Consider the following 26,060-nt stretch of genomic DNA (forward strand, 5'->3'; position numbering starts at 1 on the left):
GGCCACTGGCACCTCGTGGGCGGGACTGTCACCTCTTCCGCCCGGCTTCCCCGGGACACCGATTGCGCCCATGGCGCGGGAAGGCCCGGTCGGAAACCAAGGAATGGTTTCCCGCGAACCTCCGGTATCGCTGCGCAGAACGGGCGGATGAATCAACGGCGACTACGCCGTCCTACGGTTCCATGGTCGTTCCCGTTCGTACGGCAGGTGTAACTCCTCCGTCGTCATGCTCGTTTTTTCGGACCATCGACGGGGAAGGTCGTCCTGCGATGTGGGGGGTTTGAATGCGTCCTGAGGCGGTTTTCGAAACGGGGTCTCATCCGCTGAGCAGGATGGACAGCGCACTTCTCGGTTATCAGCGGAAAAACAGTGCCGCGCCGCTGGCGGTCGCTTATCTGCTGCGGGTGGCGGGAACCTGCGATCTCACCGCCGTACGAGCCGCGGTGCTCGACCGGGCGCGGAGGTTCCCGGTCCTGACGCACCGGCTCGTGGCCGCCGCGGGCCGGTCCGGATGGCCCGCCTGGATACCCGAGCCGGGATTCGACGTATCGGCCCATGTCCGGGAGCACCACCTGTCAGCGAGCGCGGGAGAGGCGGAGCTGCGGGGCTTCGTCGAGTGGCGCTGCCGGGCGCCGATCTCGCTGGACGCGCCGCCGTGGGAGATCTGCCTGCTGCCCGGTCCCGGCGCGGACGAGTTCCATGTCCTGTTCCGCGCCAGCCACATCTGGCTCGACGGGGCGGCGCTGCACCAGGTACTGGGCATGCTCTTCGGCGAAGGCCCGGCCGCCGCGCCGCCGCGCCGGGGGCGCGATGGGCAGGTCACCCCCCGCGTGCTGGCGGTGGCTCTGGGGCGTCTCCTCGGCTGGGCAGCACCGGCCGGCAGCCTGGAGGCACTGACACGGCCATGGTCGAGACGTCACAACCTGCACTGGGCGACGACGAACGCCGAGCGGCTGCGCGCTCTCGCCCGCACCTACGACGCCACCGTCAACGACGTCTTCCTGGTCGCGCTGGCCGGCGCCCTCGATTCCTGGTCGCGGCCGGTCGGCGGGCGCCGCGAGGTACGGGCGCTGATGCCGGTCAGCATCCGCCGGAAAGAGGAGTTCGGCGGCCTGGGCAACTATGTCGTGGGCGCACGCGTTTCCCTGCCCCGCGGTCCGGTATCGCCCTGGAGCCGTTTCGAGGTAATACGGCGGCAGACGTCACGCTACCGCGGCGCCGAGAACGTGGCGGCGGGCGAGCGCTGGTGGTTCGAGAAGATCCCGGCCCGCTTCGGGTCCATGGCGGTGGCGATGGGAATGGATTCCCGAAGGGTGCCGGTGACCACGTCGAACGTCGGCGTCCTGTCCGGTCCGATGGCTGTGGCGGGCTGCCCGGTCACCGGCGGGATGCCGATCCCGGTACTTCTTCCCGGGCAGCGCCTGTTCGTCATGCTGGGCGTCCTCGGCCCGACGGCCGCGCTGTCCGTCGCGGTCAACGGCAACGTGCCGGACGGCGCCCGGCTGGTCAGCCTCTGGCTCGCCGAACTCGACCGCCTGGAGCAGGCCGCCGGCCTCACCGCCGTCCCAGCCCAGGCCGCGGCCCCCGCGGCCCCCGCGACGGCCACCACGGCCACGACCTGACGAGGACCACCCGACAAGGACCGCCGGGCCGGACGAACCAGGTCTCCGCGCCGGCGGTCCCGTTCGCGCGCGGCTCTATGATCACGAAATGAAGGTGACCTCGCTCGGGTACCGGACCGATTTGATGGTGCGGAGGCTGACGGGCTCTCTCATCACTGAGCATGCGTCTCACCTGGTCGTCCGCACCCCGGCCAACCCCGGGTTCTGGTGGGGGAACTTCATCCTGGTCGACGGCCCGGCGCGCCGCGGCGACGCGGACCGCTGGGCGGCCACGTTCGCCGACGCGTTCCCACGGGCAGCGCATCTCGCCCTGGGCGTGGACAGTGGCGACGGCGATGCCGGTGACGAATCCGAGCTCACCCGGCTCGGGGTGACGGTGGAGGTGAACTCGGTCCTGACCGCCACTCGGCTCGTTCCTCCCACCCGCCCGGTGACGGGCGCCGCCATCCGACCGCTGGTCGGCGACGACGACTGGGCACAGGCGGCCCAGCTCCGCGCCGTCTGCCATGACGACGAGGAACCATCGGCCGAGGAACGGCTGTTCATCGCGAGGGCGGTCACCGAAGAACGCCGGCTCTGCGAGGCGGGTGGTGGCATCTGGTTCGGCGCCTTCGTCGACGGCCGGCTGCGGTCCGGCGCGGGCCTGGTCGGCGACGGCGGCGAGCTCGCCCGCTACCAGAACGTCGAGACCCACCCGGACTTTCGGCGGGGCGGCCTGGCCTCGGCCGTCGTCCACGGCCTTGGGCAGTGGGGCGTCCGCGAGCTCGGCGCTCGCACGCTGGTCATCGTCGCCGACCCCGACGACCAGGCCATCCGCGTCTACCGCGCGCTCGGCTTCACCGACACCGAACATCAGGTCCAACTCCAGCGCGCGCCCGGTCAATGACCATCCGCCGGCCCGCCCGGCGATGGTGATGGCGGTGGAGTCGACCCGGCGGCAGAGGCCCAAGCCGGTCCGGTCGCGACGCGAGCGCGAGCGTGGACGCGAATGGTGACGGTACGTGTTCGTTCTGGTAGGTCCGTGCGGTCCCGTCCCTCCGCTTCGTGATAATCGAACCACCCGGGCCTGACGGCACGACACAACGCGGCAGGCCCCAGGCGCGCGCCTCCTGGCGGGCCCTGGCGGGCGGCGGATCACCAAGGTCGGAGGTGGGCATCGTGGGCGAGGACGAGAGCGCGGAACTGCCGACGGGGCGCCGACCACCGTTGGATCTTCGTACCGACGTCCCGCATCCGGCGCGAATGTACGACTACTTCCTCGGTGGGAAGGACCACTTCCCGGCCGACCGGGCGGCCGGCGAGGCCGCGCTCGCCTTCTTCCCGTCGATTCGGACCACGGCGCTGCAGGCGCGCCGGTTCATGACCCGAGTGACGGCCTTCCTGGCCGAGGCCGGCGTCCGCCAGTTCCTGGACGTCGGCACCGGGATCCCCACCAGCCCGAACCTGCATGAGGTCGCCCAGCGGGTGGCCCCGGACGCCCGGGTCGTCTACGTCGACAACGACCCGATCGTGTTGGCCCACGCCCGGGCCCTGCTCACCAGCACCTCCGAGGGACGCACCGCGTACCTTGAGGCCGATCTTCGCGACCCGGACGGCATCCTGGCCTCGCCCGAGGTGCGGGAGACGCTCGACCTGAACGAACCGGTCGCGTTGTCCCTGTTCGCGATCCTGCATTTCGTGCCAGACGGACAGGGACCAGACGGAATCGTCTCCCGGCTGCTGGACGCCCTGGCCCCGGACAGCTACCTGGCGCTCAACCATGCCACTCCCGACTTCGTCGCCCCGGAGATCGCCGCCCAGGTGTCGGAGGTCTACCGCTCCCAGGGAATCCCGTTCCAGGCCAGGACCCGGGCCGAGATCGCCCGGTTCTTCGACGGGCTGGAGCTGACCGATCCGGGGCTGGTGCCGGTTCACCGGTGGCGGCCCGCCGGCGAGCCCGAGAACATCCCGGAGTCCGACATCGCCAGCTACGGCGGGCTCGCGCGTCTGCCGGGGCGAGGCGCTGGACGCGCTCGCCCCGTGTCGGGCGCCTAGGCCGTGTCTGACGGCCTCCGGCCACGCGAGGCTCCGCCATCATCGCCGCAGGGGTCCCGGAAGATCGGCGCCAGCCGATCCTCCGGGGGAGCGACTTTGGCCTAGGGCGCCCTCCCCACGTGGTGCCAGGCACAGGCACAGGCGTATGGCGGTCGCTGAGGTGGTGCCGAATTAAGGACGTGGCTGGCTTGGCACTGCACCAATGCGCTGTCACCTTCTGTGGCCGGGCTGCGCGGATGCTCGCCGGCACCACATCGCCTCGCATCACCCGGCTTGACGTCCGAACGCATGGGATGCGACACGACGGCCGCGTCCGGCCGGAAGCCGGGACGGTTCCAAGGCAGTTCAGGGCAGGAGCAGGCAGCTGTCACCGAACTCGTGCCACAGATAGCGCTCACGCAGCGCCTCGCGGTACGCGGCGGCGACGAGGTCGGGGCCGGCGACGGCCTCGAGCAGGTCCAGGTGCGAGGCTCCGGGCGCGTGCCATCCGGTGACCAGCCCGGTGACCGTGCGGGCGGCCCGCCGGGGGTCGAGGACGAGGTCGGTCCAGCCGGCGGCGGCCCGCACCGTCCCGTCCGGGCCGGTGGCCGACTCGAGGGCACGGGTGGCGGTGGTGCCGACCGCGACCACCCGCCCGCCCCACCGGCGCGTCGCGTTCACCAGACGGGCCGTGTGCGCGTCGACCCGGAACCGTTCCGCCTGCGGCGGCTCACCGGGCTCCTGGGAGGAGACACCGGTGTGCAGCAGCACCGGCGCGACGAGGATGCCGCGGGTGACCAGGTCGGTCACCAGGTCCGTCGAGAACGGGCGCCCGGCGCTCGGCATCTCGGCGCTGCCGGGGTCGCGGCCGAACACGGTGCGATAGGCGTCCATCGGCTGGGGGTCGAGCACGTACGCGTAGCGGATCGGCCGGCCGACGTGCCGCAGGTACGGCACGACACCGCCGTCGATCGGCACGCTCGCCCGCCACAGCCGGTCCTGGCCGGCGGGGTGTGGCGCGTGGACCGTCAGCCAGACGCCGTGGGGCAGCGCGATCCGCTCCCCGCGCCGCAGGTCGTCGACCGGTCCCGTACCGACCTCCCAGATCGGCTTCGCCGATCCGGCAGGAACCCCGGCGGGATCCGCCGCCCGTACCTCGAGGACCCAGTCGCCGTCGTCGAGCGCCGTCGCGAAGTGGACGACCACCGCGCGGTTCCCGGCCCGGTCGCCGTGACGGGAACCGCTCACGGCGGCCGGGAGCATCGCGGAGGTGTTGACGACAACCAGGTCGCCGGGCGCCAGATGTTCGCCGAACTCGTCGAAGCGCGCGTGGCGGACGCCGTTCGGACGCGCGACGAGGAGGCGCACGCCGTCGCGGCGCTCGGGCGGCGCGGATGCCTCCAGGCCCGTCGGCAGGTCGAACGCGACGGCGCTCATCGAACGGTCTCCGCCGCCAGGAGATCTGCCGGGCGATCGGCGGTGAGACCGGCCGCGAGCTCAGCCGCGAGATCGACCGCGAGGTACCGGCCGCTGACCGGGCGTGTCGCGATCAGCCGCAGGATCGCCGGTACCACCTGCTCGGGCGGCGGCCGGTCGGAGATGTCCTCGTCGGGGAACGCCCGCTGGTGCATCTCGGTCCGCATGTCCCCCGGGTCGACCGCGTACACGCTCACCGCCGGCTCCTCGGCGCCGAGGACGGCGGCGAGGTGGTCGAGGGCGGCCTTCGACGGCCCGTACACGCCCCAGCGCGGGTAGGCCTCGACCGCGGCGTCAGAGCTGATCGTGAGCAGCGTTCCGCCGCCTGCGCGCAGCAGCGGCAGCACCAGCTGGACCAGCGCCAACGGCGCGATCACATTCGTCTCGTAGACGGCGCGGACCGCGTCGAGCGGCGCGTCGGCGAGCGCGGGCAGCGGGCTCGGGCCGAGCTCGCTGGCGTTGGCGACGACGAGGTCCAAGCGGCCGAGGCGCGCCGCCGCGTCGACGAGCGCCCGCCGGTGCGCCGCATCGGTGACATCGCCGGCGACCGGGATGATCCGGCCGAGGGCGGCGCGATGCTGGCGGAGCCCCGCGCCACCGGGGGCCTTCTCCGGTACGGAGGGCGTCGACGCCACGGCGTTCACGAGGCGCGCGGCGTCGCGGCCGTCCACGACTACCCGCCAGCCGCGTTCGGCGAGGGCACGGGCCAGGGCGAGGCCCAGCCCCCGCGACGCGCCGGTGATCAGTGCGACAGGATCGTTGGTCATGCGGCGATCGTCATAGTTAAAGTTAACTTCAAGTCAAGGGCGGAATGCGCCTGGGCAGGCGGGATGAGCCGCGAGGGCTGCCGGGGCGGCGAGGGAGGGTGCTGTGCGGGCGACCGATCTGCTGACCGTCGGGGAGACGTCCGCGCGCAGCGGCCTCCCGGCCTCGGCGCTACGCTACTACGAGTCCCAGGGGCTGCTCGAGACCACTCGCACGACCGGGAACCAGCGCCGCTACCCGCGCCACGTCCTGCGCAGGCTGGCGTTCATCCGCGCCGCGCAGAACGTGGGCCTGTCGCTGGACGAGATCAGGGCGACCCTGGCAAGGCTGCCGGATGGCCGCACCCCGACCCGCGAGGACTGGGCGCTGCTGTCCGAGTCGTGGCGCACCCGGCTTGACGAGCAGATCGCCGCCCTGCTCAAGCTGCGCGACGGGCTCGAGTCCTGCATCGGCTGCGGCTGCCTGTCGCTGGAACGCTGCGCCGTGTCCAATCCTGGCGACATCACCGCGCAGCGCGGCCCTGGCGCGAACTACCTTCCCCGCGCCCTGCGCGGCTCCCCACCCCGCGGCGCCTGACCGGCCCCGGCGGACGGCCGTCACGCCGAGTTGGCTCGACCAGTTCCAGACCGCCGGACCATACCGACGGAAAGCATCGCACCCGCTCACCGACGCGGCCCGGAGAGCATGCCGGTAACCGGGTTCACATCATGTTTTCCAGGCCTTTGGGAAATACCCGCGAGACGCCGGCCGCGAGCCCGGCTCCCTCTGTGACCGCGCCGGTACGGGAATCGCCGCACCCGCTCGGCGCGACACGTCCCGTGGCCCCCGCTAAATTGTATGGGCGAGGTGACGGTCGCGGAGGGTCATCGGTAGCCGTCAGGAAGATAGGGCCGGTGGAAGTCATCGGGAGGCATTCCGTGGGCAGGCGAACCGCGCATGCATGAGCTTTCCGTGACACAGGGCATTGTCGAGATGATTTCCGACCGGGTGCCAAACCAGCGGGTTCTGACGGTCAACCTCACGATTGGCCAGGTATCGGGCGTGGCGCCGCACGCCGTCCGTTTCTGTTTCGATCTGGTCGCCGCCGGCACCGTCGCCGAGGGTGCCCGCCTGCACATCGACACCCCGCCCGGGCGGGCGCGCTGCCGAAGCTGCGGGCAGGACGACTTCGTCATCGACACCCCGCTTCCACTGTGCGGCTGCGGCAGCGCCGACGTGGAGGTGATCGGTGGCGACGAGCTGACTGTCGCGTCGGTCGAGGTGGCGGCTAAGCCAAAGGGCATGCGAAAATGATCCTCTTTCGCATACCCGGCGGCAGACTCACAAAATCACTTGAGCCAAAGGGCATGCGAAAATGATCTTCTTTCGCATGCCCGGCGGCAGACTCACAAAATCACTTGAGCCAAAGGGCATGCGAAGATGATCTTCCTTCGCATGCCCGGCGGCAAGTCCCGAGATCACCAGATGGCGCCGCGTTGGAGGTGTGGGAACGGGTGTGCGTGACCTGTGGGTGCGACGGCGACGCCCGGCCCAGAATCGTCGGCCCCGTCGATCCGGTACGCCGTGGCGACGATCCGGTACGCCGTGACAAGGACGAGCGGGATCCGGCGCGGGCGGATGGCCGGCACGCGGGCCATCCCGGGCCCGGGGACCGGCCGGCCATCGTTCCGTCGGGCCGCGGGCTCGCCGGCGCCCAGCTGGTGACCCTCGAGGAGCGCGTGCTCGCGAAGAACGACGCCATTGCCGCTTCCAACCGTCATTGGCTGGCTCACCAGGGCATCCTCGCCGTAAACGTGATGAGCTCGCCCGGCGCAGGGAAGACCACCCTGCTCGAACGCACCATCCGCGCGCTGAACGCCGAATGGCCGATCGCGGTCGTCGAAGGTGACCAGGAAGGCGTGCTCGACGCGGACCGAATCAGGGCCAGTGGTGCGCCGGTGGTCCAGGTGAACACGGGCGACGGCTGCCATCTTGACGCGGAGATGTTCGACCGCGGGCTGCGCACGCTTCCGCTGGCGCCTGGGACGCTCGTATTCGTCGAGAACGTCGGCAACCTGGTCTGCCCCGCGCTTTTCGACCTCGGCGAGGGCGCTCGCGTCGTCGTGACGGCCGTGACCGAGGGCGAGGACAAGCCGGCCAAGTACCCCCGGATGTTCGCGTCCGCCGATCTCGTCCTGATCAACAAGTGCGACCTCCTCCCGCATGTCGACTTCGACGCGGCGGCCTGTGAGCGGCATATTCGCCTCGCCAGCCCGCGGGCCGAGGTCATGGTGCTCTCCGCCCGGACGGGCGAGGGCCTGTCCGCCTGGTACGGCTGGCTTCGTCACCGTCGCGGCCACCGCGAGGCCGAGATTTCGGCCTGCTCGACACATCACCACCACCCCCATCCCCCGACCGACCCGACGGACTCCTTGTCAGCGTCCGCGCCAGTCGAGTCCTCCGCGCCCTGAACGGAGTGGATATGCGCATCGTTCTGGGCTGCCGCGCACTGAGGGTGGCCGACACGACCAGGGGGCCGCGGTCGTGACCGCGGACCTCGGCGCCGGGACCGACAAGGCCACGCCGGTCGCTGTGCCGCCTCGGCGGGACGCACCGGCCACGCCGGTCGAACCAAGCCGCCTCGGGCAGCCGGATGCTCCGGAGGCGTCCGGCGACGTGGCCGAGCCCTCCGGGTCGGCCGAGCTGGGACCGCCGCCGCCGGGATTCGCGGCGGCGCGGGCGGTCGCCGACGCGGTGCTGTATGAGGGCTACCTGCTTTATCCCTACCGGCGTTCGTCTGGAAAGAACCGGGTGCGCTGGCAGTTCGGTGTCCTCGCGCCCCGGCCGTGGGTCGAGGCGAACTGCCTCCCCGCCGTCACCATGGCGGGTTCGTCGGACTCGTGGCAGCAGCAGACCGAATGCCTGGTCGAGGCGCCGCCGAGCGCGGTCATCCACATCCGGCTGCGTTTCCTGCATCTACAACACCGTTCGGTACAGCGACGGAACGAGCGCGCCCAGTCCACCGAGGCAGAGCTCGTCGAGGCAGGGTCCGCTGAGGCAGAGCTCGTCGAGGCAGAGTTCGTCGAGGCAGAGTTCGTCGAGGTCGACGCGGCGGCCAGCGGTGACCACCGGTACCTCACCTTTGACGAGGCCGTCGAGCGCGAGATCGACATCGCGGTCGAGCTGTCCGAGCTGATCGCCGGACCGTGCCAGCGCCAGGTGTTCTTCCCCGCCACCGAGTCGGTCGAGCCGCTCGGTCACGACACGAGAATCGTCCGCACCCAGCAGCCGGTGTCCGCGGTGGTGTCCCTGTCCGCGTGGGCCGCCGCGACCCCGTTCCCCGCGTGGCAGCTGCGCCTCGTCACCGAGAACACCGCGACCGACCTGGCCACGCTGGCCTCCCGCCAGGAGGCGCTGCACCGCGCGCTGCTCGCCACGCATTCCCTGCTCGGCGTGCGCGACGGGCGGTTCCTCTCCGTGCTCGATCCTCCGGCCTGGGCGGCACAGGCCACCCGGGCGTGCGAGAACCTGCGCACGTTCCCGGTGCTGGCGGGCGCGGCCGACACCAGCGACGTCGTCCTGTCCGCCCCGATCATCCTGTACGACCGCCCCGCCGTGGCTCCCGAAAGTCCGGGTGACCTGTTCGACGCGACCGAGATCGACGAGATCCTCTCGCTGCGGACGATGACGCTCACTGAGGAGGAGAAGCAGGAGGCCCGGGCGACCGACCCACGAGCAGCGAAGATCATCGATCGGGTCGAGCTCATCCCCGACGACGTGTTCGCCCGCCTCCACGGCGTCGTCCGGTCCCTGCGCCCAGCATCAGCGGCCACGGGTTCCATCGCCAGCGCCGACGTCGTCGCTGTCAGCGTCACTGACGATGTCACTGACGCCGACGCCGGCGACGTGACGCCGAGCCGGCCACCGGCGACGGCGTCCGCTCAAGAGCCGTCCCCGCCGCGCTGGTGGGATCCGGAGGCGGACGCCGCGGTGTCACCCGACCGTGAGGCCGTTCTGGTCGACGGTGTACGGGTGACCAGGGGAGCCCGCGTCCGGCTGCGGCCGCGCGGGCGGGGCAGCGATGCGCAGGACATGTTTCTCGACGGGCGCGAGGCCGTCGTCGAGGGGGTTTTCCTGGATGTCGACGACGCGCGGCACCTCGCCGTGATCCTCGTCGACGATCCGGGTGCGGACCTGCATCGGTGGTATGGGCGTCACTATTACTTCGCCCCCGACGAGGTCGAGGTCGTCTCCCCCGCCGACGGCGGGACGGCACCGGCCGTGGAGCCCGGGCGATGACCGCGCTGCCCACCGGACCGACGGCCACCGGGCTGGATCCGGGCCGCACCGGGCTGGATCCGGGCCGAGGCACTCGCCCCGGCGGGCCCACCGCGCCCCGGGTTCTCGTCGCGGGAATAGGCAACGTGTTTCTCGGCGACGACGGGTTCGGCGTCCAGGTCGTGCGCCGGATAACGCCCGACCTGGTGCCCGATCTCACGGCCTCCGGGCGCGCGAGGCTCCGCCATCATCGCGCACCCTTCGGCCCAGTCCCCGACCTCACGGCCTCCGGGCGCGCGAGGCTTCGCCATCATCGCGCACCCTTTGGCCCAGTCCCCGATGGCGTGGACGTCGCCGACTACGGCATCCGCGGCGTGCACCTCGCGTACGACCTTCTCGACGGCCGGTACGCCACGGTCGTGCTGGTGGATGCGGCGCCGCTCGGTAAGCCACCCGGCACCGTGGAGGTGCTGGAGGTCGACACCGCGGACGCGGCCCGCGACGCCACCACGACCGGCGCCGTCGAGAGCACGCCGGGCTTCGATGCCCATGGGCTGCACCCCGAGGCCGTTCTCGCGCTGCTGCGCGGCCTCGGGGGGCACATCGACCGTGTCCTCGTCGTCGGCTGCCAGCCGGCCGCGCTCGACGAGGGCATGGACCTGTCGGAGCCGGTCGCGGCTTCGGTGGATGCCGCCGCGCGCCTGGTCATCCGACTGGCCCGGGATGAGGCGGCCGCACTGGCCTGCGCCAGGGAACGGAGGAACGTGCGATGACCACCACACCGACTCCCAGCGGAGCCGCGGCGACATCGGCGCCGCGCGGGTTCGACGAGATGACCATCCTCTGGATCTCGGAGGGGATGAGCTGCGACGGCGACACCGTATCGGTCACCGCCGCCTCGCAGCCGGCGATCGAGGACGTGCTGATGGGACTCGTCCCCGGCCTGCCCACGGTGCACCTTCACAACAAGGTGCTGTCCCCGACGCTCGGCGGCGAGGAGTATCTCGCCCCCTTCCGGGCGGCCGCGCACGGCGACCTCGCCCCGTTCATCCTCGTGATCGAGGGCTCCGTCCCGAACGAGAACATCAACGGCGACGGGTACTGGACCTCCTTCGGGAACGATCTGATCACCGGGGAGCCGCTGACGGTGAACTGGTGGATCGACAACCTCGCGCCAAAGGCGTGGGCGGTGGTCGCGATCGGCACGTGCGCCACCTACGGCGGCATCCACGCGATGGCGGGCAACCCCACCGGCTGCATGGGCCTGGCCGACTACCTCGGCTGGGATTTCCGGTCCACCGGCGGCCTGCCGATCGTGAACATCCCGGGATGCCCGGTCCAGCCGGACAACTTCATGGAGACCCTGACCTGGGTGCTCTACCACGCGGCGGGGACGGCGCCGCCCCCGCCGCTGGACGAGCTGCTGCGCCCGCAGTGGCTGTTCGGAAAGACCGTGCACGAGGGCTGCGACCGGGCCGGCTATTACGAGCAGGGCGACTTCGCCCTGGACTACAACTCACCCAAATGCCAGGTGATGGTCGGCTGCTGGGGCCCGGTGGTCAACTGCAACGTGCCGAAGCGCGGCTGGATGGGCGGGATCGGCGGCTGCCCGAACGTCGGTGGCATCTGCATCGGCTGCACCATGCCGGGATTCCCGGACAAGTTCATGCCGTTCATGGACATGCCACCCGGCGCCAGCCTCTCCACAAAGTTCATCAAGCCGTACGGCGCCTTCATCCGGCGAATGCGCGGCATAACGAACACAACCGTCAACAAGGAGCCGCGCTGGCGCCACAACGGCCCCGAGCTGACGAGCGGCTACGATCCCCGCTGGCGTCCGAACGGGCAGGTTTCCCAGGTTCGTTGACGCGGGCGGACAGTCAGGGACGGCACTGGCTCGGGTAGGCACCCCACCCTTCTATCCGGAAAGGCCCGACATGGCGGCGAGAACGACGCAGCGCACGGCGGCCGAACCCTCTTCCCAGCTCGTGGAGATGTCGTGGGACCCCATCACGCGCATCATCGGGAACCTGGGCATCTACACGAAGATTGACTTCGCGAACCGGCGGGTGGCCGAGTGCCACAGCACGTCGTCGCTTTTCCGCGGCTACTCCATGTTCATGAAGGGCAAGGACCCGCGGGACGCCGGCTTCATCACCAGCCGTATCTGCGGCATCTGCGGTGACAACCACACCACATGTTCGGTGTACGCGCAGAACATGGCCTATGGCCTGAAGCCTCCCCCGATGGCGGAGTGGATCATCAACCTGGGCGAAGCGGCCGAGTACATGTTCGACCACACGATCTTCCAGGACAACCTGGTGTTCGTGGACTACTCCGCGGCGATGGTCGCCCAGACGAACCCGAGCGTGCTCGCCCGCGCCGAGAACACGCAGGCCCCGGGCGCGGCGATCCACGGCTACCGCACGATCGCCGACATCATGCGCTCGTTCAACCCGTTCGAGGGCGAGCTCTACAWGGAGGCGCTCCAGGTCTCCCGGGTCACCCGCGAAATGTTCTGCCTGATGGAGGGCAGGCACGTGCACCCGTCGACGGTCTATCCGGGCGGGGTGGGGACCATGCCCGAGCCGTCGCTGTTCACCGACTACATGAGCCGGCTGGTGTCCATCCTTGACTTCGTCAAGAAGTCCGTGGCGATGAACGACGACGTCTTCGATTTCTTCTACGAGGCGCTGCCCGGCTACGAGGAGGTCGGCCGGCGGCGGATCCTGCTCGGCTGCTGGGGTGCCTGGCAGGACCCGGCCGTCTGCGACTACCGGTACGAGACCATGAACGAGTGGGGCAAGTCGATGTACGTCACCCCCGGCATCGTGGTCGACGGCGAGCTGCTCACGACGAATCTCGTCGACATCAACCTGGGCATCCGGATCCTGCTCGGCAGCTCCTTCTACGGCGACTGGGTAAACGAGGAGCCGTTCGTCACCCGCGACCCGCTCGGTAATCCGGTGGACATGCGCCACCCCTGGAACCAGACCACGCTGCCAGAGCCGCAGAAGCGGGACTTCGACGGGAAGTACAGCTGGGTGATGAGCCCACGCTGGTTCGACAAGCGGTCCGGCGATCACCTCGCGCTCGACACCGGCGGCGGCCCGTACGCACGGCTTTACACCACCGCGCTCGCCGGCCTGGTGGACACGCCGTACGTCACCTCGACCGGGCGCGGCGTCCGGATCTCGCTCCCGAAGAGCGAGCGGCTGCCGGCGACGACGCTGGAATGGAAGATCCCGCCGTGGTCGAACGCCATCGAGCGCAACCGGGCGCGGGTCTACTTCGTCGCGTACTCGGCGGCGATGTCGCTCTACTTCCTGGAGCGGGCGATGGAACGCCTCCGCTCCGGCGACACTCGCACCTTCACCGATTTCGAGGTGCCCGACGAGGCGATCGGCTGCGGCTTCCACGAGGCCGTCCGCGGGGTCCTGTCCCACCACCTGGTCATCCAGGACGGGAAGATCGCCAACTATCACCCGTACCCGCCGACGCCGTGGAACGGCAGCCCGCGCGACAGCTACGGCACCCCGGGGCCGTACGAGGACGCCGTCCAGGACATGCCGATCTTCGAGGAGAACGGCCCGGACGACTTCAGGGGCGTCGACATCATGCGGGCGGTGCGCAGCTTCGACCCGTGCCTGCCCTGCGGCGTGCACATGTACGTCGGCAACGGCCGCACCGTCACCCACCAGCACTCACCGATGCTGGGCGCCCAGCATGGATGACCTCCCGCGCGAACTGGCGACCGCGAGGGAACCGGACGTGGCCGAACCGAGCGCGGCCGAACCGGCCCCGCTCAGACTGGCACCGGCCGAACCGGCCGAGCCGGTCGGTTCGCGGCTCGACGATGAGGCCGTGCGCGAGCGGCTCACCCTGCTCGACGGTCTGCTGGAGCAGGTCGAGCGGACGCCGGGTCCGGGGGCCCGGGTCGCGCTGGACGCGGTGGCCACGCTCCTCGAGGTGTACGGCGAGGCGCTGGCCCGGGCGGCCGGCTATGCCGCGCGGGCTCCCGACGTGCGCGACGCGCTCACGGCCGACGAGCTGCTCGCTCACCTCCTCGTCCTGCACGGCGTCCATCCCGACCCCGTCGAGCGCCGGGCCAGGCGCGCCCTGGAGGCGCTGCGCCCGGAGCTCGCCACGGTCGGTGCCGAGGTCGAACTGCTGGGCATCGACAGCGGCGTGGCGACGGTGGCGGTGCGCGGTGAGAGCGGGTGCGGCGCGGCGGCGACCACGGACGCGGTCGCCGACGCCGTCCGCGACGCGTTGCAGGCCGTGGCGCCGGAACTGTCCGAGGTGCGCGTCGACGTCGCCGCGAAGCAGACGCTCGTCCCCGTCGACTCGCTGCTGCGCGGGCCGGCCACGCTGGGGTCGGCCCGGTGATCGCCGACGCCGGCCCAGGCGTGCTCGGCCATAGGGCGACCGCCGCCGGCGACGGCCCCACCCGCGGGCGCGCCCAGGGCGGACCCGACGCCGCGGCCGGCCTGGGTACCGGCGCCGGTACCCGCCCGGGTGCCGGCGCGGCCGCGGCACTCGACCTGGGCACGACCGGTGGTGCGCTGCGCCGGACGGTTCGCCGGGCCGGGCGGGCTGGCGCGCGCGGCACGGCGGCGTCGGAGCGTTGCGGACTGTGCGCGGCCCCGGTGCCGGAGTCCCACCGGCACCTGCTCGACGAGCGGGAGGCCGGCCTGCTGTGCGTGTGCCAGGCGTGCACGCTGCTGTTCGAACGCGACGCGGCGGGCCGCGGCCACTACGTCCTCGTCCCGCGTCGGCGGCTGGCCCTGCCCGGCTTCGTCTCAGGCACGCTGGGGATACCGGTCGGGTTGGCGTTCTTCGTCACCCAGGCCGACGGACGGATCATCGCGCACTATCCGAGTCCGATCGGTGTCACCCAGGGAGAGATCGATCAGGCCGTCTGGGCCCAGGCACAGGAGCGGTGCGGTGCGCTAGGCACCTTGAGGCCGCTTGTAGAGGCAGTGCTGGTCAACACCGCCAAGGGCGCGAACGAGCACTGGATAGTCCCAATCGACCTCTGCTACCGGCTCGTCGCCATCGTGCGCGAGGAATGGAAAGGATTTTCCGGCGGCAGCACGGTATGGCCCGCAATTAACGAGTTTTTCGCCGTACTGGCCGACGGCGCGGTCACCGCCCGCGCCGCGCACGCGAAGCAGGATTCCGGGCCCGCGCCGCGGGTGACACATCCGCCCCGGCATGACACCTCCGTCCAAACCTCTGTCACCTCCGTCCAAGCGGACGCGGCGAACGCGTCCGCCGGGACGGGCACCTGAAAGGAGTGGTCATGGCCAGCATCCGAGTCGGCAGGCCCGACGTGGCCATCGACGCCTCGGCGCACACGCCCGGCGTCCCCCAGGGCAACGCCAAGGGCGCCTACGAGCGCGAGGCCGGACACCATCCCGACGGGAAGGCCGACGCTCGCCGCTCGACCGGCATCGTGCCGGAGCGGCACAACCCGGTGCTGCCGGAGATGCCGAACATTCCGCCCCCTTGACCAGCCGGCGCGGACCGGGCACCTCGATGGCCCGACCATCTCGCCCCGCGCAAAACAGGCGCCTGGTGCCGCTTTGGACAAAATCACCCGGTCTATCGCCGCGTCGCGAACTTGATCAGCGGGACTGTATCCGGATCCGAACGGGCGGGGGCTCGGAGTTCGGATTCGGATACAGATCTGGCGATCTTGGTGGGCGAGCGGGCGGGTGTTGCCGGGAACGGCACCAGGTGACGGGACAGGCATCGGAGCGGATCGAAGCAGTCGGAAGGAGCACGCCGTGCGGAAATCCCTGATGATGATCGCGCTTGCGGCGGCGACCGGTGTCACCGGCAGGATCGCCTGGGACGAGCTCCCAGCGCTGCGCCGGTACCTGAAGGTCCGGCAGATGTGACGTCGTCGCCCGTCGACCCGTCCGCGTTGGACCTGTCGCCGGCCGCCGCGCCGACCACCGTCGCGCCAGCCGGTGTCCGGCCCGCCACCGCCGACCCGGCCACCGCCGCGCCGACCACCGCCGCCTCGGCCACCATCGACCCGGCCACCGTCGACCCGGCCACCGTCGACCCGGCCACCGTCGACCCGGCCACCGTCGACCCGGCCGGCGGCAGGTCGGCCAGCGCGGTGCCCAGACCCGCCGCGCCGGCCGACGCGCCGGTGCGCCGCCGGTTCACCGTGGGCGGCGTCGTTCAGGGCGTCGGCTTTCGCCCGTTCGTCCATGCCACGGCGACCGGCCTCGGGCTGGCCGGCTCGGTGCGCAACGACGTCGCGGGCGTCGAGGTGGAGGTCGAGGGCTCGCCCGCGGCCGTCGAGGAGTTCGGGCGCCGTCTCCGGGCGGACCCGCCACCGCTCGCGCAGATCGAACGGATCACGGTCGTTACGCTCGCGCCGCGCGGCGAGCTGGGCTTCACCATCGCCCCGTCTCAGCCGTCTCAGCCGTCCCAGCCGTCCCAGCGGCACGGGCCGTCTCAGCCGTCCGCCGCCAGGCGTGCCCAGGCGCCCGCCGACACGGCGACCTGCGACGCATGCCTGCGTGAGCTCGCCGACCCGGCCGACCGCCGCTACCGGCACCCGTTCATCACCTGCACCCACTGCGGCCCGAGATTCACCATCATCACCGATCTGCCTTACGACCGGCCGGTGACGACGATGGCCGGCTTCCCCATGTGCGCCGACTGCGCCCGCGAGTACGCCGACCCGGCGGATCGCCGTTTCCACGCGCAGCCGATCGCCTGCCCGGCTTGCGGGCCTCGGCTGGAGTTCCGCGCGCCGGACGGGCGCCGCGTGCGCGGTGACGAGGACGCGCTGGCCGAGGCCCGGCGGCTGCTCATCGCCGGAGGCGTACTCGCCGTGAAGGGCGTCGGCGGGTACCACCTTGCCTGCCTCGCCACCGACGAGGCAGCGGTCGCGACGCTGCGCCGTCGCAAGCGGCGTGGCGGCAAGCCCTTCGCCGTGATGGCCACCGACCTCGCGACCGCGAGGGCGCTGGTCGAGCTCGACGACGCCGAGACCCGCCTGCTGACCAGTCCGGCCCGGCCGATCGTGCTGGCCCGGCGCCGAGCCGACCCGCGGCCCCGGCCGGCGGACGAGGTGGCCCCAGGCAACCCTGACCTCGGGCTCATGCTGCCCTACACCCCCGTGCACCACCTCCTGTTCGGCCGCCCCGCGCGGGCCGGGGCCGATGCCGGCGCCGGTCTTCCCGACATCGCCGTGCTGGTGATGACCTCCGGCAACCTCGCGGGAGAACCGATCGCCGCCGATGACGACGACGCGGCACGGCGGCTGGCCCATCTGGTGGACGGCTGGCTGTGCCACGACCGTCCCATCCACATCCCGTGCGACGACTCGGTGGTGCGGGTCGTGGACGGCGTCGAGGTGATGATCCGCCGGTCCAGGGGGTACGCGCCGTTGCCGATCCGCCTGCCCTTCGCCGTCGCCCCGACGCTGGCCGTCGGGGGCGACATGAAGAACGCCTGCTGCCTTGGCTCTGGCCGCTCGGCCTGGCTGTCCGGCCACATCGGCGACATGGACGACCTCGCGACCCTGACCGCCTTCGGCAGGGCGGTGACGCACCTGGAGCACCTCACCGGAGTGCGGCCGGAGCGGCTGGCCGCCGACGCCCATCCCAGATACCGCTCACGCGCCTGGGCGATGGAAAGATCTCGCGGCCTGCCCGGCCTGCCCGGCCTGCCCGGCGAGCCGGCCCACCGCCCACCGCCCACCCCGCCGGGTCCGCAAGGCCCGCCCTTCCCGCCAGGCCCGCCCGTCCGGTTCGTGCAGCATCACCACGCGCATATCGCGGCCGCGATGGCCGAGCGTGGCCTCGACGGAACCAGCCCCGTCATCGGCTTCGCGTTCGACGGAACGGGATACGGCACCGACGGCGCCATCTGGGGCGGCGAGGTGCTGGTCGCCGACTACCGCGGGTTCCGGCGCTTCGCCCATCTCGGCTATGTCCCGCTGGCGGGCGGCGACGCGAGCGTCCGGCATCCCTACCGGATGGCGCTGGCGCATCTGGCCTCCGCCGGGATCGCCTGGGACCTCGACCTGCCACCGGTGACGGCGGCGGCCCCCGCCGAGCGCGGGGTACTCGCCCGGCAGCTGCGCCGCGGGGTCGGCACCGTCCCCACGTCGAGTGTGGGCAGGCTGTTCGACGCGGTCAGCGCGCTGCTCGGCGTTCGCCAGACCGTGGACTTCGACGCGCAGGCCGCGATCGAGCTCGAGGCCCGGTCCCGCGGCGGCGTGCCGGATGAGTGCCGCTATCGCTTCGAGCTGCGCGAGGCCGCGAGCGATGGCGGGCCCTTGATCGCCGACCCGGCGCCGGTGATGCGGGCGCTGGTGGCCGACCAACGCCGGGGCGTCGATGTCGCCGCCGCTGGCGCGGGGTTCCACGAGGCGCTCGTCGCGCTGGTCCTGGCGCTGGCTGAGCGGGCGCGGCGCGAGCTGGGGCTGGAGACGGTCGTGCTGGCCGGCGGCGTGTTCCTGAACGCGCTGTTGCTCGCTGGCGCCCGGCGGGCGCTGCTGGCGGCGGGTTTCGACGTGGTGAGCAGCCGGCGGGTGCCTCCCGATGACGGTGGCCTGTCGCTCGGCCAGCTCGTCGTGGCGGCCGCCGGCGACCGGCTGGATTCCGACGACCGGCTGGATTCCGACGAGCGGCCGGCGGGACCGGCCGCGGTGGACAGGATGGGGTGAGGGCGGGTGTGTCTAGCGGTGCCGGGCAGGGTTGTCCGGACGTTCGAGCGGCACGGGACGCCGATGGCCGAGGTCGACTTCGGCGGGGTCAGCAAGGACGTCTGCCTGGCGTACCTTCCCGAGGTCGCCGCCGACGACTACGTGATCGTGCACGTCGGCTTCGCCATCCAGCGCCTGGACGAACGGCGCGCGCTGGAGACGCTCGCCGAGTTCCGGCGATTCGGCCTGCTCGACGAGGAACTCATCGACCCGTTCACGGCTGAGGCCGGAGAGGAGGCGGTCACGCCGTGAGGTATCTGGAGGAGTTCCGGGACCCCGAGCTGGCCGAACGCCTGCTGAAGGAGATCCACGCGGTGACCACCCGGCCGTGGGCGCTCATGGAGGTCTGCGGCGGGCAGACGCATTCGATCATTCGTCATGGCATCGACCAGTTGCTTCCCGAGAGCATCGAGCTGATCCACGGCCCCGGCTGCCCGGTCTGCGTCACCCCACTGGAGATCATCGACAAGGCTCTGGAGATCGCCTCCCGGCCGGAGGTCATCTTCTGCTCCTTCGGCGACATGCTGCGCGTCCCCGGCAGCCGGGCGGACCTCTTCCAGGTGAAGAGCACGGGCGGCGACATCCGGGTGGTCTACTCGCCGCTGGACGCCGTCACGCTGGCGGTCGATAACCCCGACCGTCAGGTGGTGTTCTTCGGCATCGGTTTCGAGACCACCGCGCCGGCCAACGCCATGGCCGTCTACCAGGCCCGACAGCTGGGACTGCGCAACTTCTCGCTGCTGGTCTCCCACGTCCTGGTGCCGCCGGCTATGGCGGCGATCATGGAGTCGCCGGCCTGCCGGGTCCAGGCGTTCCTCGCCGCCGGTCATGTGTGCAGCGTGATGGGCACCGACGAGTACCCACCGCTGGCCGAGCGGTACCGGGTACCGATCGTGGTCACCGGCTTCGAGCCGCTCGACATCCTCGAGGGCGTCCGCCAGGCGGTGGTCCAGCTGGAGGCGGGCCGGCACACCGTCGACAACGCCTACCCCCGCGCCGTGCTGGCCGAGGGCAATCCCGCCGCGCGCGCGATGCTGCACGCCGTGTTCGAGGTGACCGACCGGGCCTGGCGCGGGATCGGCACCATCCCGCGTTCTGGCTGGCGCCTCTCCCCCGACTACCGGGAGTTCGACGCCGAGCTCCGCTTCGACGTCGGCGGCCTGCGCGCCGACGAGTCCACCGCGTGCAGGTCGGGCGAGGTGTTGCAGGGTCTCATCAAGCCCCACGAGTGCGCCGCGTTCGGCGCCGAGTGCACCCCGCGCCACCCGCTGGGAGCGACGATGGTCTCCTCCGAGGGCGCCTGCGCGGCCTACTACCTGTACCGACGGCTGGAACCGGCCCGGGCGGGTGCCCGGTGACCGCCGCCGAGACCGCGGTCACCGCGGTCGCCGCGGTCACCGGGGTGACCGCCGAGACGGCGAAGACCGCCGAGACAGTGGATCCGGCGGCCTGGAGCTGCCCGGCGCCGTTGCGGGACTCACCCACCATCGTGATGGGACACGGCGGGGGCGGCGCCATGTCCGCCGAGCTGGTCGAGCATCTGTTCCTGCCCGCCTTCGGCGAGGCGGCCGCGACCGAGCTCGACGACTGCGCCGTGCTCGCCGTCGGGTCGGCCCGGCTCGCGTTCTCCACGGACTCCTACGTGGTGCATCCGCTGTTCTTCCCCGGCGGGTCGATCGGCGAGCTGGCCGTGAACGGCACGGTCAACGACCTCGCCATGTCCGGCGCCATGCCACTGTGCCTGTCGACGGCGTTCATTCTCGAGGAAGGGACGCCGCTGGCCGATCTGGCGCGGATCGCGACGGCCATGGGTGCGGCCGCCCGCCGGGCCGGAGTGCGCCTGGTCACGGGCGACACCAAGGTGGTCGACGCCGGCCACGGCCATGGCGTCTTCGTGAACACCGCGGGGATCGGCCTGATAGCTGACGGAGTGGACATCCGCCCCGCCCGGGTCCGTCCCGGCGACGCGGTCCTGGTCAGCGGTGATCTCGGGGTGCACGGCATCGCCGTGCTGAGCTGCCGGGAGGGCCTGGAGTTCGGCACCGCCCTGGAGAGCGATACCGCGCCCTTGCACGGCCTGGTCGCGACCATGCTCGACCGGGACTCATCGGGCCAGCATCCCGATGTGCACGCCCTGCGCGATCCCACCCGCGGGGGTCTCGCGGCCTCGCTGAACGAGATCGCCCGCGCGGCCGGCGTGGGCATCGACATCGTGGAGCGGTCGGTGCCGGTACCGGCGGCGGTCGCGGATGCCTGCGGCGTCCTCGGCCTCGACCCGCTGTATGTGGCGAATGAGGGCAAGCTGGTCGCTTTCGTCGCACGCGACGACGCGGACCGAGTGCTGGCGGCCATGCGCCGCCATCCGAACGGCCGAGGCGCGGCCCTGATCGGCACGGTGGTCGAGGACCACCCGGCCATGGTGGTCGCCAGGACCGCGTTCGGGGCGACCCGGGTCGTCGACCTGCCTGTCGGCGAGCAGCTCCCCCGCATCTGCTGACGAGCAGGCGCGAGGGACACGGAACGGGCGCGACGGTGGGGTCAGGGCGGTGAGAGAGGCCAGGGTGGCGAACGATCTCGGCTGGCCGACGCCGTGCGATCACGGCGGCACCGCCGGCCTCGCGGGACCGGGCGGTCGGCCTGGGAGCGGTCGGCCTGGGAGCGGACATGTCCGGAGCGGCGACCCGCCGGGAATATCCGCCCGCGCAGCCCTCCGGGCAGGTTGCGACGTGGCGTCACGCGTCGCGCGTAGGAGACTCGTCCGGTGACGAAGGCTACGCTGCGTGCCGCCACGGTTACAAGATTTGCCCCCGCCTCGACGGACGACCCGGCGGGGACGGCGCCCTCCCGCGGCGTGCTGCTCGACGGCTGGCGAGACGCGGTCGCGTCGGTGGCGGGCCGGATCCTGCTCGCGGCGGCGTGCTGGTCGCTGGTCAGCCTGGCGCTGCGGCGGGCTCACTGGGCGCGCCGCGTCGACGACCTGTTCGGGCTGGTCAATCTTCCGGTGAGCCCGAGCCTGTTCTCCACCGCCCTGCTGTTCATCGTCGCGGGCGCGGCCCGGCGGCGGATGCGGGCCGCGCTCTGGCTGCTGCTCGCGTTCCAGGCCGTCGCGGCCGGTTATCTGATCGCGGTGCTCGTCGCGATCATGACCGACGCAAGGGATGTCCGAGATCTGACGGCGCTGGGCACGGTGTACCTGGTGGTCAACGCGACGTTGACCGTGGCGGTCGTGGCGCTGCTGTGGCTCAGCCGGCCGGCGTTCTCCTCCCGGCTGGAGCCCGGCGCGCGGTGGCGGGCACTCGGTGTGCTGGTGGTCGGGCTGGCGGTGTCGGTGGCGTCGGCGGTGACGCTCACGCTGCTGTTCCCGGGCCAGCTGACCGGCACGACCCGCAGGATCGTGTGGGGAGCGCGGGCGGCGCTCGGCATCGAGCCGAACTCGTCGGAGGTGGGCTGGAAAAGGCAGCAGGGCCACCACTGGGTCGCGGCGCTGGCGGGCCTGATCTCCGCCGCCTCGCTCATCACCGCGGCCGTGGTCTTCCTGAGGTCCGCCCGGGCCAAGGCGTACCTCACGGCGGCCGACGAGCTGGCGGTACGCGGGCTGCTGCTGCGCGCCGGGCAGCGCGACTCCCTCGGCTATTTCGCGACCCGCCACGACAAGTCCGTGATCTTCTCGCCGCGGGGAGACGCCGCCGTCACCTACCGGGTGCTCGCCGCCGTCAGCCTGGCCAGCGCCGACCCGATCGGGCCGCGCTCGGCATGGGCGAGCGCGATCGAGGCGTGGCTCGCCGAGGCACGGCTGTTCGGCTGGTTCCCGGCGGTCCTGGCGGCCGGCGAGGAGGGCGCCCGGGCCTATGTCGCGGCCGGGCTCAAGGCGCTGCCGATCGGGGACGAGGCGATCATCGAGGTCGCCGAGTTCAGCCTGGAGGGCGCGACGATGGAGCCGGTCCGGCGGGCGGTGCGCCGGGTTCGCCGCGCCGGCTACACCTTCACCGTGACCCGCCACGGGACCCTGTCCGCCGGCGAGCTCGCCGAGATCGAGCGCTCCGCCGAGGACTGGCGCGGCGACGACACCGAGCGCGGGTTCTCGATGGCGCTCGGGCGTATCGGCGACCCGGCCGACGAGGCGTGCGTCGCTGTGCTCGCCCGCGACGGCGACGGCCGGCTGCGCGGCGTGCTCTCGCTGGTCCCGTGGGGCTCGCACGGGCTCTCCCTCGACCTGATGCGCCGCGACCGGGAGGCGGAGAACGGGCTGGTCGAGGCGATGGTCGCCGCCCTCGCCCAGGCGGCGGGCGACGAGCTCGGCGTGCGCGCGATCTCGCTGAACTTCGCGGCGTTCCGGGAGGTCTTCAGCGCGGCCGAACGGGTCGGCGCCCGGCCGGGCGCGCGGCTCGGCGCGCGGCTGCTCACCTTCGCCTCCCGGTTCTGGCAGATCGAGGGCCTGTACCGCTCGAACGCCCGTTACCTGCCGCGGTGGACGCCCCGCTACCTGTGCTACGACTCGGCGCTCACCCTGACCAGGGTCGCGCTCGTCGCCGGGATGGTGGAGGGGTTCCTGCCGGCCCTCGCCGGTCCCCGGGAACGTGCACCGGGCGCGGTCGTCGAGTACGGCGGGCGGGAGATGCCCTTCACCGAGGCGGTCGCGGCGCAGCGGCGTTCGGCGGTCCAGCTCGTCACTCCCCGGCGGCGGCTCGCCGAGCAGCAGCGGGTGCGGTACGCCAAGCTCGACCGGCTGCGGGGCGCGGGCATGGATCCCTACCCGGTGGCTGTTCCGCGCGACAGCGACCTCGCCGATCTCGTCGACCGGTTCGGCGGCCTCGCGCCCGGCACGCGAACCGGCTGCCGGGTGTCGGTGACGGGACGGGTCCGGGCGCTGCGTGATCACGGAGGGCTGATCTTCGCCGTTCTGCGGGAGGGTGACGCGTCGATCCAGGCGATGGTCGACCGTGCCCGGCTCGATCCGGCCGCGCACCGGTTGTTCCGCGCGGCCGTCGATCTCGGCGACCACCTGAGCGTGACCGGCGAGGTGGTGACGTCGCGGCGCGGCGAGCTGTCGGTGCTGGTGGACGAGTGGCGGATGGCGGCGAAATGCCTGCGGCCGCTGCCCGACGGCCGGGCCGGGTTCACCGACCCCGACGCCAGGGCCCGACAGCGCCACGTCGACCTGATCGTCAACCCCGGCGCCCGTCGCATGCTCACCGACCGCGCGCGAGCGGTCGGCGAGATCCGCCGCTTCTTCGCCAGCAGGAGCTTCACCGAGGTCGAGACGCCCATGTTGCAGGCGGTCCACGGCGGCGCGAACGCCCGGCCGTTTGTCACCCACATCAACGCCTACGACTCGACGCTCTATCTGCGGATCGCGCCGGAGCTGTATCTCAAACGGCTGTGCGTCGGCGGGATGCGGCGGGTCTTCGAGCTGAACAGGAACTTCCGCAACGAGGGCGCCGACGCCACCCACAATCCCGAGTTCACGTCGGTCGAGGCGTACGAGGCCTACAGCGACTACCTGGCGATGCGCGACCTCACCCGCGACCTGGTCATCGCCGTCGCCACCGCCGTCCACGGCGCGCCGATCGCGCGCAGGCCCGGACCGGACGGCCGGACCGTCGACGTCGACCTGTCGGGGCCGTGGCGATCGGTCACCGTTCACGACGCCGTCTCCGCCGCCGCCGGCCACCCCGTCACCGTCGCCACGCCCCAGGAGGAGCTCGCCGCCCTGTGCCGGAAGCGGGGCATCACCCCGCCCTTCGACGCGGCCGCCGGCGCGCTCGTCGCGGCGCTCTACGACGAGCTCGTCGAGCCCGCGACCACCGAACCGACCTTCTACCTCGACTTCCCGACCGAGACGTCACCGCTGACCCGCGCTCACCGCCTGGACCCCCGGCTGGCCGAGCGCTGGGACCTGGTCGCCTTCGGCACCGAGATCGGCACGGCCTACTCCGAGCTCGTCGACCCGGTCGACCAGCGGGCCCGGCTCACCGAACAGTCCCTGCTCGCCGCCGCGGACCCGGAGGCGATGCAGCTCGACGAGGCGTTCCTCTCCGCGCTCGAGTACGCGATGCCGCCGACGGGTGGCCTGGGAGTCGGGGTCGACCGGCTGGTCATGATGCTGACCGGGGCCTCCATCCGTCAGACCCTGGCGTTCCCCTTCGTCCGCCCCACGCCGCCGCCCACCCCCACGCGCCGCGGCTGACCACCCCGGCCACCCCGACGGCTCCACATGCCGAGCGCGCCGCCGAGCCCGCTTCCGCATAGGCCCGCCGGCCCGGTCGCGGGCTGGCCCCCGGTTCACGTGACGCTTGCCACGCGGCGCCCGGCCTAACTAAATTGAAGTCAGTTCAGTTTACCCGCTCGCTGCGGGACGACGCCGGCAGGAGCAGCCCCGTGGAGGAGCAGATCAGACCCACCAGCGGAAAGCTGCTGGAGGGCAAGGCCGCCCTGGTCACCGGCGCCACGCGAGGCCTGGGACGGGCGATCGCGGAGGCGTTCGCGGCCGCCGGCGCCAACGTGATCGTGGTGAGCCGCAAGCCGGACGCGGTCGCGCGGGCGGCGGATCAGATCTCGGCGCGCAGCGGCCAGAAGGTGTTCGGCGTCGCGGCGCATGTCGGTGACTGGAACCAGTGCACGGCTCTGGTGGAGCGGGCGTACGAGCTGGTCGACCGAGTGGACGTGCTCGTCAACAACGCCGGCATCGCGCCGCTGTACAGCGCGTTACACGACGCCAGCGAGGAGCTGTTCGACAAGACGCTCGGCGTGAACCTCAAGGGGCCGTTCCGGCTGTCGTCACTGGTGGCCCAGCGCATGCTCACCACGGGCGGTGGGTCGATCATCAATGTGTCCAGCGTCGCCGCCGTGCGGCCGACGCAGCACGAGATTCCCTATGGCGCGGCGAAGGCAGGTCTGCATGTGCTGACGACCGGAATCGCGCTGGCGTACGGGCCGACCGTCCGCGCCAACACGATCATGCCTGGCCCCTTCCTGACCGACATCGCCGCGGGCTGGGACATGGAGAAGTTCGGCGAGTTCGCCGCGAGGATGCCGATGAGGCGGGCCGGCGCCCCGGACGAGATAACGGGCGCGGCGCTCTACCTCGCGAGCGGGATGTCGAGCTTTACGACGGGCGCCCTGCTCCGCGTCGACGGCGGACAGGCCCTGGTCCGCGACTAGCGGTGTACCGCCGCGGCCGCCCCGCT

At 72.0% G+C, this 26,060-nt stretch carries 22 protein-coding genes; 20 read left to right on the forward strand and 2 right to left on the reverse strand.

What is annotated here, in order from left to right; all coding sequences use genetic code 11:
• Window positions 1-332: 332 nt before the first annotated feature.
• The 3 genes from BCD48_RS18710 (at window position 333) to BCD48_RS18720 (ending at window position 3,656) form a co-directional block, all read left to right on the forward strand.
• Window positions 333-1,622 (forward strand): wax ester/triacylglycerol synthase domain-containing protein, encoded by a 1,290-nt coding sequence (locus BCD48_RS18710; RefSeq protein ID WP_241841838.1) that lies wholly within the window; start codon window positions 333-335, stop codon window positions 1,620-1,622.
• An 88-nt stretch (window positions 1,623-1,710) separates the two neighbouring features.
• The gene (locus tag BCD48_RS18715; RefSeq protein WP_071049700.1) at window positions 1,711-2,508 is read left to right on the forward strand and encodes a GNAT family N-acetyltransferase; all 798 of its coding nucleotides are present in this window, start codon (window positions 1,711-1,713) and stop codon (window positions 2,506-2,508) included.
• A 272-nt stretch (window positions 2,509-2,780) separates the two neighbouring features.
• Entirely contained in the window at window positions 2,781-3,656 is an 876-nt protein-coding gene (locus tag BCD48_RS18720) for an SAM-dependent methyltransferase (protein ID WP_241841839.1), read from the forward strand.
• Between the two features lie 345 nt (window positions 3,657-4,001).
• Here the strand turns inward: BCD48_RS18720 and BCD48_RS18725 are convergent, their stop codons facing one another.
• Together BCD48_RS18725 and BCD48_RS18730 are read right to left on the reverse strand one after the other, a co-directional pair.
• On the reverse strand, window positions 4,002-5,072 hold the full coding sequence (locus BCD48_RS18725; protein WP_071049701.1) for an S-adenosylmethionine:tRNA ribosyltransferase-isomerase: 1,071 nt from the start codon (window positions 5,070-5,072) through the stop codon (window positions 4,002-4,004).
• Window positions 5,069-5,878 (reverse strand): SDR family NAD(P)-dependent oxidoreductase, encoded by an 810-nt coding sequence (locus BCD48_RS18730; RefSeq protein ID WP_071049702.1) that lies wholly within the window; start codon window positions 5,876-5,878, stop codon window positions 5,069-5,071. Before BCD48_RS18730 ends, BCD48_RS18725 begins: the two co-directional genes overlap by 4 nt.
• Before the next feature lie 103 nt (window positions 5,879-5,981).
• On the opposite strand from BCD48_RS18730, the gene soxR reads away from it, so the two are divergent.
• The 17 genes from soxR to BCD48_RS18810 all read left to right on the forward strand — a co-directional run bounded on the left by soxR (window position 5,982) and on the right by BCD48_RS18810 (window position 26,034).
• Window positions 5,982-6,452, forward strand: coding sequence for a redox-sensitive transcriptional activator SoxR (gene soxR, locus BCD48_RS18735; protein ID WP_071049703.1), 471 nt, complete (start codon window positions 5,982-5,984; stop codon window positions 6,450-6,452).
• 360 nt (window positions 6,453-6,812) lie between these two features.
• Window positions 6,813-7,169, forward strand: coding sequence for a hydrogenase maturation nickel metallochaperone HypA/HybF (locus tag BCD48_RS18740; protein ID WP_071049704.1), 357 nt, complete (start codon window positions 6,813-6,815; stop codon window positions 7,167-7,169).
• 200 nt (window positions 7,170-7,369) lie between these two features.
• Window positions 7,370-8,326, forward strand: a complete 957-nt coding sequence (hypB, locus tag BCD48_RS18745; RefSeq protein WP_071049705.1) for a hydrogenase nickel incorporation protein HypB — start codon at window positions 7,370-7,372, stop codon at window positions 8,324-8,326.
• 73 nt (window positions 8,327-8,399) lie between these two features.
• A complete protein-coding gene (locus BCD48_RS18750; RefSeq protein WP_312627640.1) occupies window positions 8,400-10,154 on the forward strand; it encodes a hypothetical protein in 1,755 nt (584 codons plus the stop codon).
• On the forward strand, window positions 10,151-10,906 hold the full coding sequence (locus BCD48_RS52325) for a hydrogenase maturation protease (protein WP_071049706.1): 756 nt from the start codon (window positions 10,151-10,153) through the stop codon (window positions 10,904-10,906). Before BCD48_RS18750 ends, BCD48_RS52325 begins: the two co-directional genes overlap by 4 nt.
• The gene (locus BCD48_RS18760; protein WP_071049707.1) at window positions 10,903-12,000 is read left to right on the forward strand and encodes an NADH-quinone oxidoreductase subunit B family protein; all 1,098 of its coding nucleotides are present in this window, start codon (window positions 10,903-10,905) and stop codon (window positions 11,998-12,000) included. The genes BCD48_RS52325 and BCD48_RS18760 overlap by 4 nt, the downstream gene beginning before the upstream one ends.
• 70 nt (window positions 12,001-12,070) lie before the next feature.
• A complete protein-coding gene (locus BCD48_RS18765; protein WP_071049708.1) occupies window positions 12,071-13,867 on the forward strand; it encodes a nickel-dependent hydrogenase large subunit in 1,797 nt (598 codons plus the stop codon).
• Window positions 13,860-14,522, forward strand: coding sequence for a NifU-related iron-sulfur-binding protein (locus BCD48_RS18770; protein WP_241841841.1), 663 nt, complete (start codon window positions 13,860-13,862; stop codon window positions 14,520-14,522). Before BCD48_RS18765 ends, BCD48_RS18770 begins: the two co-directional genes overlap by 8 nt.
• On the forward strand, window positions 14,519-15,427 hold the full coding sequence (locus BCD48_RS18775) for a DUF5947 family protein (RefSeq protein ID WP_071049709.1): 909 nt from the start codon (window positions 14,519-14,521) through the stop codon (window positions 15,425-15,427). The genes BCD48_RS18770 and BCD48_RS18775 overlap by 4 nt, the downstream gene beginning before the upstream one ends.
• A gap of 11 nt (window positions 15,428-15,438) precedes the next feature.
• Window positions 15,439-15,648, forward strand: coding sequence for a hypothetical protein (locus tag BCD48_RS18780; RefSeq protein WP_071049710.1), 210 nt, complete (start codon window positions 15,439-15,441; stop codon window positions 15,646-15,648).
• A gap of 277 nt (window positions 15,649-15,925) precedes the next feature.
• Window positions 15,926-16,039, forward strand: a complete 114-nt coding sequence (locus tag BCD48_RS56710) for a DUF6893 family small protein (protein ID WP_397428887.1) — start codon at window positions 15,926-15,928, stop codon at window positions 16,037-16,039.
• Entirely contained in the window at window positions 16,036-18,834 is a 2,799-nt protein-coding gene (gene hypF, locus BCD48_RS18785) for a carbamoyltransferase HypF (protein WP_071049711.1), read from the forward strand. The genes BCD48_RS56710 and hypF overlap by 4 nt, the downstream gene beginning before the upstream one ends.
• An 18-nt stretch (window positions 18,835-18,852) precedes the next feature.
• Entirely contained in the window at window positions 18,853-19,125 is a 273-nt protein-coding gene (locus BCD48_RS18790; RefSeq protein ID WP_491677146.1) for a HypC/HybG/HupF family hydrogenase formation chaperone, read from the forward strand.
• Entirely contained in the window at window positions 19,122-20,231 is a 1,110-nt protein-coding gene (hypD, locus tag BCD48_RS18795) for a hydrogenase formation protein HypD (RefSeq protein WP_071049713.1), read from the forward strand. The genes BCD48_RS18790 and hypD overlap by 4 nt, the downstream gene beginning before the upstream one ends.
• Window positions 20,228-21,370, forward strand: a complete 1,143-nt coding sequence (gene hypE / locus BCD48_RS18800; protein ID WP_274536547.1) for a hydrogenase expression/formation protein HypE — start codon at window positions 20,228-20,230, stop codon at window positions 21,368-21,370. Before hypD ends, hypE begins: the two co-directional genes overlap by 4 nt.
• 264 nt (window positions 21,371-21,634) lie before the next feature.
• Complete coding sequence (lysX, locus tag BCD48_RS18805; protein ID WP_083418852.1) at window positions 21,635-25,060, forward strand: bifunctional lysylphosphatidylglycerol synthetase/lysine--tRNA ligase LysX; 3,426 nt, start codon at window positions 21,635-21,637, stop codon at window positions 25,058-25,060.
• Between the two features lie 191 nt (window positions 25,061-25,251).
• Complete coding sequence (locus tag BCD48_RS18810; RefSeq protein WP_241841842.1) at window positions 25,252-26,034, forward strand: SDR family NAD(P)-dependent oxidoreductase; 783 nt, start codon at window positions 25,252-25,254, stop codon at window positions 26,032-26,034.
• Window positions 26,035-26,060 lie beyond the last annotated feature (26 nt).

It is taken from the genome of Pseudofrankia coriaricola (assembly GCF_001854805.1).
In the GTDB taxonomy this organism is placed as follows: domain Bacteria; phylum Actinomycetota; class Actinomycetes; order Frankiales; family Frankiaceae; genus Pseudofrankia.

Bases quoted from the DNA above. Each gene is read 5' to 3' on its own strand.
- BCD48_RS18710 (WP_241841838.1), top strand. From the start codon at position 333: ATGGACAGCGCACTTCTCGGTTATCAGCGGAAAAACAGTGCCGCGCCG.
- BCD48_RS18715 (WP_071049700.1), top strand. From the start codon at position 1,711: ATGAAGGTGACCTCGCTCGGGTACCGGACCGATTTGATGGTGCGGAGG.
- BCD48_RS18725 (WP_071049701.1), bottom strand. From the start codon at position 5,072: ATGAGCGCCGTCGCGTTCGACCTGCCGACGGGCCTGGAGGCATCCGCG.
- BCD48_RS18730 (WP_071049702.1), bottom strand. From the start codon at position 5,878: ATGACCAACGATCCTGTCGCACTGATCACCGGCGCGTCGCGGGGGCTG.
- BCD48_RS18740 (WP_071049704.1), top strand. From the start codon at position 6,813: ATGCATGAGCTTTCCGTGACACAGGGCATTGTCGAGATGATTTCCGAC.
- BCD48_RS52325 (WP_071049706.1), top strand. From the start codon at position 10,151: ATGACCGCGCTGCCCACCGGACCGACGGCCACCGGGCTGGATCCGGGC.
- BCD48_RS18760 (WP_071049707.1), top strand. From the start codon at position 10,903: ATGACCACCACACCGACTCCCAGCGGAGCCGCGGCGACATCGGCGCCG.
- BCD48_RS18770 (WP_241841841.1), top strand. From the start codon at position 13,860: ATGGATGACCTCCCGCGCGAACTGGCGACCGCGAGGGAACCGGACGTG.
- BCD48_RS18780 (WP_071049710.1), top strand. From the start codon at position 15,439: ATGGCCAGCATCCGAGTCGGCAGGCCCGACGTGGCCATCGACGCCTCG.